We start from the raw sequence: 12,778 nt of genomic DNA on the forward strand, positions 1-12,778 counted from the left end.
GATCAACTGGGGCTACTGGGGGACCGTCGGCATCGTCGCCGACGAGCGCAACCGCAGCCGGCTCGCGGCCGCCGGAATCCACTCGATCACCCCGGAGGAGGGGATGGCCGCCGTGCACGCCGTACTGGGACGCCAGGACCGTCAGGTCGTCGTGGTCAAGGCCGACGCCTCCGCCCTCGCCGCCGTCGGCGCGCAGCAACGCACGGACGGCCCCGCGGACGGTGAGGCACCGGCGAACGACACCTCTCTGGTGCCGTCGCTGGCGGCCCTCCCGCCCGTCGCCCGCCTGCTCACCGAGGCCGACGACGCCCGCCTGACCGAGGTCATGTGCGGCTGGCTGTGGACGCTCTTCCGGCAGGAAGGCGTCTTCCTGACCGCGACCGAGCAGTGGACCCCCGCGGCCCTCGCCGAGCGGCTGCGCGTCGTCCCCGCCCACGGCAGGCTCTTCGCCGAGCTCCTGCGGCAGCTGACCCTGTCGGGCCACCTGAACGACCGCGACGGGCAGTTCGCCCCCGCCGGGCGCCCGGCCGCCGAGGACCCCGAGGGCGACCTCGTCGCGCTGTGCGAGCAGAAGCCGGCCCTCAACCGCTTCGACCGGCTCCTGCGCCCGTGCATGCAGAACCTGTTCGGCGTCATGCGCGGCACCGTCCGCGCCACCGACGTGATGTTCCCGGGCGGTTCGACCGCACTCGTGGAAGGCGCCTACCGGGGCAGCCCGGTCGTCGACCGCGCCAACGAGCTCGTCGTCGGCGGCGTCCTGGACCACCTGACCGGCCACGACGGCCCGCTGACCGTCGTCGAGATCGGCGCGGGCACGGGAGGCACCACCGCGAGCGTGCTGCCCGCCCTCGCCGCTTCGGGCGCGGACGTCACGTACGTCTACACCGACATCTCCCGCGCCTTCCTGCAGCACGGACGGCAGCGGTTCGCCGAGGAGCACCCGTTCGTCCGCTTCCAGCAGCTCGACGTCTCGGGCGACCCGGCGGCGCAGGGCTTCGAGCCCGGCAGCGCCGACCTGGTCGTGGCCGCCAACGTCCTGCACGCGACCGCCGACCTGCTCGGCACCCTGCGCGCGGTGGCGTGGCTGCTCAAGCCCGGCGGGCGGCTGGTGCTCAACGAGGCCAGCAGCAACGTCCTGACCGCCACCCTCACCTTCGGCCTGCTCGACGGCTGGTGGCTGCACCGCGACGCCGAGTTGCGCTTGCCCGGCTCACCCCTGCTCTCCGCGCCCGGCTGGCGCAAGGCGCTGGCGCTCGCCGGGTTCGCCCGCAGCCGCGCCCTGCCGGCCGACGAGGGGCTGACCCAGCACGTGGTGCTCGCGCACACCGCATCGGACGCCGTGCCCCCGGCCGCCGTGCCCGCGGCCGCCGTCACGGCCGCCGCGACGCCGGCGCGCGCCGGGGAGCCCGCACGCGCCGCCGAGCCGCCGGCGTCGTCCGGCGGGGGCGCCGAGGCGCTGGCCGCGGCCGCCCAGGAGTACGTGAAGGACGCCTTCGAGCGGATCCTCCAGGTGCCGCGCGACCGGCTCTGGCTCGACGAGACGTACGAGAACTTCGGCGTCGACTCGCTGACCGTGCCCCAGATCGTGGACGTGCTGTCCGAGCGCATGGGGGAGCTTCCGGCGACCCTGCTGTTCGAGTACCCGACGATCCGCGAGATCGCCGACCACCTGGCCGACCGGCATGCCGACCGCGTGCGCGCCCTGCTGCCCGAGGCGCCCGCGCCCGCCGCGGCCCCGGCCGTGCGGGTCGCCGAGCGGACTCCGGAGGAGTCCCGCCCCGCGGCCGACCAGCGCATCGCCGTCGTCGGCATCGCGGGCCGCTACCCCCTGGCCGACGACCCGGACGCGTTCTGGGCGAACCTGCGCGCCGGCCGCGACTGCGTGCGCGAGGTGCCGGCCGACCGGTGGGACCACCGCGACATGGCCGACGTGGACGGGCAGAAGCCCGGCCGCTGGGGCGGCTTCCTCGACGGCATCGACGAGTTCGACCCCCGCTTCTTCCAGATGTCGCTGCGCGAGGCCGAGCTCACCGACCCGCAGGAACGCCTCTTCCTCCAGACCTCCTGGCACGCCATGGAGGACGCCGGATACACCCGGGCGCGCCTGCGCGGCAGCCGCGTCGGCGTGTACGTGGGCGTCATGTACGGGCACTACCAGCTGTTCGAGGACGAGCGGGGCCTCGCGGGCGGCATGGGGTACGCCTCCATCGCCAACCGGGTCTCGTACTTCTTCGACTTCCACGGGCCGAGCCTGGCGATCGACACCATGTGCTCGTCGTCGCTGACGGCCATTCACCTCGCCTGCGAGGCCCTGGCGGCCGGGCACGCGGACTACGCGCTCGCCGGCGGCGTCAACCTCGCCCCGCACCCGCGCAAGTACCGTCAGCTCGCGGCCGGCGGCTTCACCGGCGAGAGCGGCCGCTGCCGCAGCTTCGCGGCCGACGGCGACGGCATGGTGCCCGGCGAGGGCGTCGGCGCCGTCCTGCTCAAGCCGCTGGCGGCCGCGGAGCGCGACGGCGACCGGATCCTCGGCGTGATCCTCGGCAGCGCCGTCAACCACGGCGGCAAGACCGGCGGGTTCGCCGTGCCGAGCCCGTCCGCCCAGGCCGAGGTCATCGCCGAGGCACTGCGGCGGGCCGGCGCCGAGCCGGCGAGCGTGTCGTACGTCGAGGCGCACGGCACCGGCACCGCGCTCGGCGATCCGGCCGAAGTGGCCGGGCTGTCCCGGGCGTTCGGCGCCCTGCCGCCCGGCTCGGTCGCCATCGGCTCGGTGAAGTCCTCCGTCGGCCACCTGGAGTCGGCCGCGGGCGTCGCCGCCCTCACCAAGGTGCTGCTCCAGATGAAGGCCCGCGAACTGGCCCCGTCGCTGCACGCGGACACCCTCAACCCGGCCGTCGACTGGAACTCCGTGCCGTTCCGCGTCCAGCGCGACCTCGCGCCGTGGCAGGGCGCCGGTCCGCTGCGCGCCGGCATCAGCGCCTTCGGCGCCGGCGGCTCCAACGCGCACCTCGTGGTGGAGGAGTACCGCGAGGACGCCCGGAGCGGGGCCGTCTCGGGCCCGGCCGTCTTCCCGTTCTCCGCACGCGACGCGGAGGGCCTGCGCGGCGTGGTCGAGCGGACGCTCGCCTGGCTGCGCACGCCGGCCTCCGGCGTCGCGCCCGAGGACATCGCCGCCGCTGCCGGCGTGCCCGTCACGGCGGTGGACGAACCGCTCGACGAGCTGGGGCTCGACCCGGCCACGATCGTGCGGCTGATCGGCCTCGGCGACGCCGTACACCCGGGGACCGTGCACGGCGGGACGACCCTGCGCGAACTGGCCCGCCGCGCCGGCGGCACCGGCGACGCGGACCTCGTCCGCCTGGCGTACACCCTGCAGACCGGCCGGGAGGCCATGGCCCACCGGTTCGCCGTCGCCGCGCGCTCGGCCCGCGAACTCACCGATGCCCTGGAGGCCTTCCTCTCCGGCCGGCCCACCGGGCACACCGCCGTCGTCACGGCGGAGCCCGGCGCGGCCACCGTGCCCTCCGCGGCCGATCCGGACGGCGTGGCGCGCCGCTGGGCCGGCGGCGAGGTCGTCGACTGGGCCGCCGCCTATGACGGCCCGGTGCGCCCGCTGTCCCTGCCCGGCTACCCGTTCGCACGGACCCGCTGCTGGATCGACGCCGTCACTCCGGCGGCCGCCCCGGCGGCCCCGGCCGCCCTGCCGGCCTGTGCGCGGGACGGTCAGACGCTCGGTACGGTGCTGCGCCTGCTGGGCACGGTCAGCGGATACCCGGTCACCGACCTCGACCCCGCGGGCTCCTTCCACGAGCACGGCCTGGACTCGCTGAGCCTGATCCGGCTCGCCGACGAGGTCTCGAACGCCTTCGGCGTGTCCGTAGGCCCCGACCAGCTGCTCGCCACCCCCTCCCCGGCCTCGCTCGCCGCGTGGCTGGAAGCCGAACACCCCGCGGCCGCGGCCGCCGCAGCGCCGTCGGCCGAGCCCGCTCCCGCCGTGTCCGCCCCCGCCCCGGCCGCCGACGACCCGGTCGTGATCGTCGGCATGGCCGGGACGCTGCCCGGCGCGCAGGACCTGGACGCGTTCTGGACCGCCCTGCAGCGCGGCGGCGACCTCTTCAGCGAGGTGCCCGCCGACCGCTGGGACAGCCGTGCGCACTACGGGGACCCGGCGCGGCACCCCGACCGCACCCGGGTCACCCGGGCCGGTTTCATGCCGGACATCGACCGCTTCGACCCGCTGTTCTTCGGCATCTCGCCGCGCGAGGCCCGCTGGATGGACCCCCGGCAGCGGATGCTGCTGCGTACGGTGTGGGCGGCGCTGGAGGACGCGGGCATCGACCCGGCCCGCCTCGCCGGAACCGACACCGGGCTCTTCGTCGGCGTCGGCTCCTCCGAGTACGCCGAGCTGGTGCAGCGCTCCGGCACGGCCACCGACGCGTACTCCTCGACCGGGCTGACCCCGTCCATGCTGGCCAACCGCATCTCCTACCACCTCGACCTGCGCGGCCCCAGCGAGCCCGTCGACACGGCCTGCTCCAGCTCGCTCGTGGCCCTGCACCGCGCCGCCGAGGCGCTGCGGCTCGGCCACTGCGACACCGTCGTCGCCGGCGGCGTCAGCCTGATGCTGTCGCCCGTCACCTTCGCCTCCCTCGAACGGGCCGGGATGCTCAGCCCGGACGGCGTGGGCCGGGCTTTCGACAAGGACGCCGCGGGGTACGTGCGCGGCGAGGGCGTCGGCGCCGTCGTCCTCAAGCGGCTCAGCCGCGCCCTGGCCGACGGCAACCCCGTCCTCGCCGTGCTGCGCGGCACCGCCGTCAACCACGGCGGCCGGTCCAACTCGCTGACGGCCCCCAACCCGCGGGCCCAGGCCGAGGTCATCGTGCGGGCCCACCGCGAGGCGGGCGTCGACCCCGCCACGATCGGCTACATCGAGACGCACGGCACCGGTACGGTCATCGGCGACCCCGCCGAGACCAACGGCCTGCGCCAGGCGTTCACCGAGCTCTACCGCGACTGGGGCCACCCCGCGCCGGCCGCTGCGCACTGCGCCCTGGGCGCGCTGAAGAACACCATCGGCCACCTGGAGCCGGCGGCGGGCATCGCGGCCGTGCTGCGCGTCCTGCTGTCCATGCGGCACGGGCGGATCACCGGTGACCCGCACGGCCCGGAGCGGAACCCCCACCTGGCCCTGGACGGCACGCCGTTCGAGATCGCCGTGGACGGCCGCGCCTGGGCGCCCGCCGCGCCCGGCGTACCGCGCCGCGCCGGCGTGAGCTCGTTCGGCTACGGCGGGGTCAACGCCCACGTCGTGCTGGAGGAGTACCCGGCCGACGAGCCGGCCTCGGACGGCGGCCCGGCCGTCGTCACCCTCTCCGCCCGCACCTCCGAGCAACTGCGCGCCTCCGCGCAGGCGCTCGTGGACGCCCGGGACACCTGGTCCCACGACCTCGCCGGCACCGCGCACACGCTCCAGGCCGGCCGCACGGAACACGCCGAACGCCTGGCGTTCGTCGCGGACTCCGGCGAGCACGCGGTGGCCACGCTCCGCCGCTTCCTCGCCGGAGACCCCTCCGGCGTCCACGTCGGCCACGTCGACCGGCACGCCGACCGCGCGCCGTTCGACGGCCACGGCGACGACGAGACCGCCGCGGCCTGGGCGCGCGGCGCGACCGTCGACTGGTCCGCCCGCACGACGGGGACGCCGAAGCTGCGCTCCCTGCCGCCGTACCCCTTCGCCGCCGAGCGCCACTGGTTCACCGACGGCGCCTCGCCGGCGACGACTGGCAAGGAGCGGAGCGGAGCGGCGCCGGCCGCTGCCTCGGGGCCCGGTGCGGCGCCCATGCCGTCCGGCACCCGTGCGCTGTCGGCGGAGGCCGCACGCGGGTCTGCGACGGGATCCGTGACCGGGTCCGCACCGGGGTCTGCGACCGGGGCAGCGACCGAATCCGCGACCGGGGCCGCCTCCGTGCCCGCCGCAGGCGAAGCCGCGCCCGTCAGCCTCTTCGCCGCCGGGTGGGTGGCCGAGCCCGTGCCGGCCGCCGCGCCGCACGCGGGCCGGGTGCTGGTCTTCGGCGACCTGCCGGTGCCCGGCGCCGTCCACGTACAAGCCGGATCCGCGTACGCGGACGACGGCTCCACCGTCACGATCCGCCCCGGCGAGCCCGAGGACTACGCCCGGCTGCTCGCGACGCCGGCGGACCGGATCGTGCACCAGTGGCCACTGCTCGAACCGGACCGCCAGGACCTCGGCTTCGAGTCGGTGTTCCTGCTCGTACAGGCCATGACGGCCGCGCCCTCCCGCGCCGCGGCACGCATCCAGGTCCTGGCGCCCGAGGGCGCCCTGGCGGAAGCGTGGGGCGGGTTCGACGCGTCGCTGCGCGCCGCCCTCCCCGGCACGGCCTTCGGCGTCGTGCACGTCGCCGGCCGCGTCGCACCGGACGCCCTGATCGCCGAGGTGACGGCCGGACGGCTCTCCGGAGCCGCGATCCGTCTCTCGGCCACCGCCCGTGCCGTGCGCGTGCTCTCGGAGACCTCCGCCCGCCCCGTCACGGACTCGCCCCTGCGTCCGGGCGGCGTCCACCTGGTGACCGGCGGCGCCGGCGGGCTCGGCCTGCTGCTCGTCCGCACGCTGCTGGCGCGCGGTGCCCGGGTGGCCGTCACCGGCCGGTCCTCCGCCGGGGACCGCGCCGCCGAGCTCGCCGCACTGCGCGCGCTCGGTGACGTCCGGTACTTCCAGGCGTCCGTGGACGACCCCGCCGCCATGGCCCGGGTCGTGGCGGCCGTCAAGGACGAGTGGGGCGCCCTGCACGGCGTCTTCCACCTCGCCGCGACCGCCTCGCGCACCCCTCTGCCGGACAAGGACGTCGCGGAGTTCCGCACCCACCTGCGGGCGCGCTTCGAGGGCACGCGCGTGCTCGACGAGGTGACCCGCGACGAACAGCTCGACGTGTTCGTCCTGTACTCGTCCCTCGCCGGACTGCTCGGCGACTACGGCCTCGTCGACTACGCGGTCGGCGCCCGCTTCCTCGACGGCTTCGCCGAGGAGCGCGAAGTGCTGCGCCGGGCCGGCCGCCGCAGCGGCCGCACGGTCTCGGTCGACTGGCCCATGTGGCGTGCAGGAGGCATGCACGTGGACGCCGACGACGAGCGCCGCTACCTCGCCGGCACCGGCTTCCGCTACCTGGAGGCCGACGAGGGCGAGCGGCTCCTCGACCTCGTACTGCGGCTGGACCGGCCCCAGGTCGCCGTCCTGCCCGGCGAACCCGAGCGGATGCGCGAGCGCGTCGAGGCGATGCGGATCCGGGAGACCGAGCCCGCGGTCCGCGCCCCGCAGTCGGTCGCCCCGCAGACCGGCGCGGCGTCGACGGCACCGGCCGATCTGACCGGTCTGACCGGCCTGTTGCGGACGATGGTCGCGGAACTCGTCGGCCTGGCGCCGCGGGACCTCGACCCGGAGGCCGGTTTCGGCGAGTACGGTCTGGACTCCTTCGGGCTCCAGTCCCTGTCCGTGGCCCTGGAGGAGCGCTACGGCGTTTCGGTGCCGACGACGACGCTGTTCGGCGCCAACACGATCGAGAAGCTGGCCCGTCACCTGCTGTCGGAGCACCCCGGCCTGCTGGAGCGCGACGCGCACCCGGCAGCCGTGGCCGTCGCCGCGCCCGCACCCGCCGCCGCGGTCGAAGAGCCGGCCGTCGCCGCCCCTGCCGTCACGCCCGCCGACGGCGACGCCGTCGCCATCATCGGCATGTCCGGGCGCTTCCCCGGCTCGCCCGGACTGGAGGAGTTCTGGCGGAACCTCGCCGAAGGGCGTGACCTGATCACCGAGACGCCCGCCGACCGGTGGGACTGGCAGGAGGTCTCCCGGCGCTTCGGCGGCACCGCGCGCTGGGGCGGCTTCCTGAGCGACGTCGACCGCTTCGACCCGCGGTTCTTCAAGCTCTCGCCCGCCGAGGCCGAGGTCATGGACCCGCAGCACCGGCTGTTCCTCGAACAGACGTGGGCGGCGCTGGAGGACGCCGGCTGCCGGCCCGACCGGCTCGCCGGCCGCCGGGTCAGCGTCTTCGCGGGTGTGCAGTTCAACGACTACGAGACGATGGTCCTGCAGGGCGAGCAGGTGAACCCCCACGCCGGCACCGGGCTGGCGCGGACCATGCTGGCCAACCGCATCTCGTACCTGCTGGACCTCAAGGGCGCCAGCGAGAGCGTCGACACCGCCTGCTCCAGCTCCCTGGTGGCGCTGCACCGCGCCGTGCGCGCACTGCGCAGCGGGGAGAGCGAGATGGCGATCGCCGGCGGCGTGAGCCTGGTGCTGTCGCCGCAGACCGTCGTCGCCGGCAACCAGCTCGGCGTGCTCGCCCCCGACGGCCGCTGCAAGGCGCTGGACGCGCGGGCCGACGGCTACGTCAAGGGCGAGGGCGTCGGCGTGGTCATCCTCAAGCCGCTCTCGCGCGCCCTCGCCGACGGCGACCGGGTGCACGCGGTGATCCGCGGCAGCGCCGTCAACCACGGGGGGCACGCCTCCTCGCTGACCGCCCCCAACCCCCTGGCACAGGCCGATCTGCTGGTCGACGCCTACCGGGACGCCGGGGTGCCGGCCGAGACGCTGTCCTACGTCGAACTCCACGGCACCGGCACCGCGCTCGGCGACCCGGTGGAGATCGACGGCCTGACCCGCGCCCACCGCACCCTGAGCGCCGGACCGGCCACCCCGTGCGGCATCGGCACCGTGAAGAGCAACATCGGCCACCTGGAGCCCGCCGCGGGCATCGCGGGCGTGATCAAGGTGGTGCTGGCCATGCGCCACCGCACGCTGCCGCCGACGCTGCACCTGCAGAAGCTCAACCCGCTGATCGACCTCACCGGCACGCCGTTCCGGCCCGTGCTGGAGGCCGCCCCGTGGGAGCCCGCGGACGCCGGCGGGGCACCCCTGCCGCTGCGCGCCGGGGTCAGCTCGTTCGGTTTCGGCGGGGTCAACGCCCACGTCGTCCTGGAGGAGGCGCCCGCCGCGCCGGCCTCCGTCGTCGCGGACGGCGAAGCGGAAGAGGTGTTCCTGCTCTCCGCCCGCGACGAGGACGCCCTGCGCCGGTACGCGGCGGCGACGGTCGCGTTCCTCGACGGCGAGGACGTCCCGCCGCTGGCCTCGCTCGCCCGCACCTCCCAGACCGGGCGCATCCCCATGGCGGTGCGCCTCGCGGTGGTCGCCCGCTCGACGGGGGACCTGCGCGCGCGGCTGGTCGCCTTCCTCGACGGCGGCCGTGCCCACGGCGGCTCCGACGGCGACCACGGGTGGCTGTCCGAGCCGGAGGGCACGAGCTACCTGGCGCGCCTGGTCCGCGAGGGACGGCTCGACCGGCTCGCGCGGCTCTGGGAGGAAGGCGCCGGCATCGACTGGAGCGCACTGCGCACCGGCCGGCCGCCGCTGACCTCCATGCCCACCTATCCGTTCGCCCGCGAACGGCACTGGCTCCCGGCCGCCGCCGCTGCGGACGTACGACAGGACGAGCAAGGAAACTCCTCCCTGCTGCTGGTGAAGGACTGGGAGGCCGCTCCGCTGCCGCAGGGCGAACTGCCGGGCAGGCTCATGGTCCTGGTCGGAGCCGAGACCGATCCCGGCGCCGCCGCGGCCTTCGGGCCCGGCGCCGTCGTGGTCCGGATCGACGAAGCCGGGAACGGCGGCGGCGACGCCGCCCGCGCGCGGATCGTGGAGTCGGCCGGCCGGGTGGACGCCGTGATCGACATGGCCGACGCCTCGGCCGTGCCGGTCGCCGCCGCGACCGCCGACCCGTTCCGGATCGCGCTGCTGCGCGACCTCGTCGGCGCGCACCGCACCCGCGGTCTCGCCTACCTGCACCTGACCCGCGGCCTGACGACGTTCCGCACCGAGCGGCCGACGCTGCGCGGCGCCGCGTTCGCCGGCCTGGTCAGGATGCTCACGGCCGAGTACCGCGGCGTCTTCGCCCGCACCCTCGACCTCGACACCCTTACGCCTGCCGCCGTGCGGTCGGCGGTCGCCGCCGAACTCGCGGCGACCGACCCGGTGACCGAGGCCTGCGTCCGGGCGGGGGTGCGGCACCGTCCGGTACTGCGCCCGGCCGCCCCGGCCCCGGCGTCCGCCGGCTGGTCGGCGGACCTGGCCGGCCGGACCGTCGTCATCACCGGCGGCACGGGCGCGCTCGGCCGGCTGGTCGCCGCGCGGCTTATCGAGCGGGGAGCCGACCGGCTCGTCCTGCTCGGCCGCTCGCCGATGCCCGCCCGCGACACGTGGCCCGCGCTCGTCGCAGACCCCGGCACGGACGCGGCCCTCGCGGCGCGCCTGCGCGACCTCATGGCGCTCGAACGCCCCGGCGTGCGGGTGACGATCGAGGCCGCCCCGTCGGACCGGATCGCCGAGGTCCTCGACCGGGCCCGGCAGCAGATGGGCCCGATCGCCGGGATCGTGCACTGCGCCGGGCTCGGCGTGATGCGCGACCCCGCCTTCGTCGGCAAGCGGATCGAGGACGTCCAGCAGGTGCTCGAACCGAAGACGACCGGTCTGCAGGCCGTCCTGGACGCATGCGTGAACGACCAGCTGCGCTTCGTCGTGCTGTACTCGTCCATCGCCGGACAGGTGCCCGCGCTGGCCGTGGGCATGAGCGACTACGCGCTGGCCAACTCCGCGCTCGACCGCGTCGCCGAGTACCGGGCCGCCACCGGCGGACCCCTCGTCAGGTCGCTCCAGTGGCCGAGCTGGCAGTCGGCCGGCATGCCCGAGGTCGACACCCCCGCCTACCGGGACCTGGGCCTGCGGACCCTCGACCCGGAGACGGGGCTCGCCCTCCTGGACCGGGCCATGACCGGGGCCGACCCGGTCGTCCTGCCGTGCGTCGTGGACGCCGCGCGCTTCGACGCCGCCGCGCTCCTCGCGGTGCCGGCGCCCGGCCGCAAGCCCGGTTCCCCTGCCGCGGCCGCCCCCGCGGCCGCCGCGCCCGCCGCCCCGGCCGGGACCGGCCTGGTCCGGAAGGTGACCGAGGTGCTCGCCTCGACCCTCCGCATGGACGCGGCGAAGATCGGACCGGACGAGGACTTCGCCGACCTGGGCGTGGATTCGATCATGGTCGCCCAGATCCTCGCCGCCCTGGAGCGCGAACTCGGCGTCGTCGCGGAGCCGTCGGCCATCCTGGAGAACCCGACCGTGACGCTCCTCGCGGCGGCCCTGCGGGACGAGGTCCCGGCCACCGCGTTCGCGGAGCCGGCCCGGGAGTCGGGCGCGGAGCCGGTCGTCGCGACGACCGTCGCGGCCCCCGCGGCCGCGGCCGTGCCGGAAGCGGCGCGTGACGAGGACGGCGCCATCGCCGTCGTCGGCATCGCCGCGCACTTCCCCGGCGCGCCCGACCACCGGGCGTTCTGGCGGAACCTCGTGTCCGGGACGGACTCCGTGACCGAGGTGCCGGCGTCCCGGTGGGACGCGGACCGCCTGTGGCGGCCCGTGCCGGAGCCCGGCACCACCGTCAGCAAGTGGGGCGGCTTCCTCGACGGCATCGAGGACTTCGACCCCGAGTACTTCCGCCTCGACCCGGCCGCGGCCCCGCACGTCGACCCCCTGGTGCGGCAGGTCCTGGAGACCGGTGCGGAGTGCCTGGCCGACGCCGGGCTCACGCCCGAGGAGGTCGCGGGCCGGCGCGTCGGCGTCTTCGCGGGCGCCCGGAGCGCGAACTTCGGTGCGCACCACGGCGCCGCCGGACCGCACTCGATCAGCGGGATGGCACAGAACTTCATCGCCGCGCAGCTGTCGCACTACCTCGACCTGCGCGGGCCGGCCGTCGTCGTCGACTCGGCCTGCTCCAGCGCGCTCGTCGCGGTGCACATGGCCGCGCGCAGCCTGCGGACGGGGGAGTCGGACCTGGCGTTCGCGAGCGGCGTCGACATCCTCCTCGACGAGGTGCCGTTCGTCGGCATGAGCGGTGCGGGCGCGCTCTCGCCGACCGGCCGCTGCCGTACGTTCGACGAGCGGGCCGACGGCATCGTCCTCGGCGAGGGCGCCGGCACGATGCTGCTCAAGCGCCTGGCCGACGCGGTGCGCGACGGCGACCGGATCTACGCGGTCATCGAGGGCAGCGCCGTGAACAACGACGGCCGCACCATGGGCATCACCACCCCGAACCCGCGGGCCCAGCGGGACGTGATCGAGGCGGCCTGGGCCGACGCCGGCGTCGCCGCGGACCGGATCGGCTACGTGGAGGCGCACGGCACCGGCACCATGATCGGTGACCCGATGGAGCTGAAGGCGCTCACCGAGGCGTTCCGCGGCTTCACCGACGAGACCGGGTTCTGCGGCGTCGGCAGCGTGAAGACCAACATCGGGCACACCCTCAGCGCCTCGGGCATGGCCGGCCTGATGAAGGTCGTGCTGTCGGTCCACCACGCGCAGCTGCCGCCGACGCTGCACTGCGAGACCCTCAACCGGCGCTTCCGGTTCGACGAGTCGCCGCTGTTCCCCGTACGGGAGCCGCGCGCGTTCACCGGCCGCGACGGGACGCGCCGCGGCGCCGTCAGCTCCTTCGGGTTCGGCGGCACCAACGCGCACATGGTGGTGCGTCAGGCGCCGGACGAGCACGTGGCGACGCGCTCGCCGCTGGACCCGCCCCGCTACCGGCGGCGCCGGTTCTGGTTCGACGCGCCCGTGGAAGCGCCCTCCGAAACGCCCTCCGAAGTGCGCGCCCAGGCGCCCGTGGAAGCCGACCGCCCCGCCGCGGCGGCGGAACTGCCCGCGCCGTTCTTCGAGCTCAAGTTCTAAAGCATG

1 protein-coding gene (cut by a window edge) is annotated in these 12,778 nt (G+C 75.9%); it reads left to right on the top strand.

The window, feature by feature from the left end:
- On the top strand, window positions 1-12,772 hold the 3' portion of the coding sequence (locus IF61_RS0108425; protein ID WP_030365645.1) for an SDR family NAD(P)-dependent oxidoreductase. Its footprint begins 6,644 nt before the window's first position; the window shows 12,772 of its 19,416 coding nt (coding positions 6,645-19,416); its start codon lies beyond the left edge, outside the window; the stop codon is at window positions 12,770-12,772.
- Window positions 12,773-12,778: the final 6 nt, after the last annotated feature.

This window comes from Streptomyces roseoverticillatus, assembly GCF_000719265.1.
GTDB lineage: Bacteria > Actinomycetota > Actinomycetes > Streptomycetales > Streptomycetaceae > Streptomyces > Streptomyces roseoverticillatus.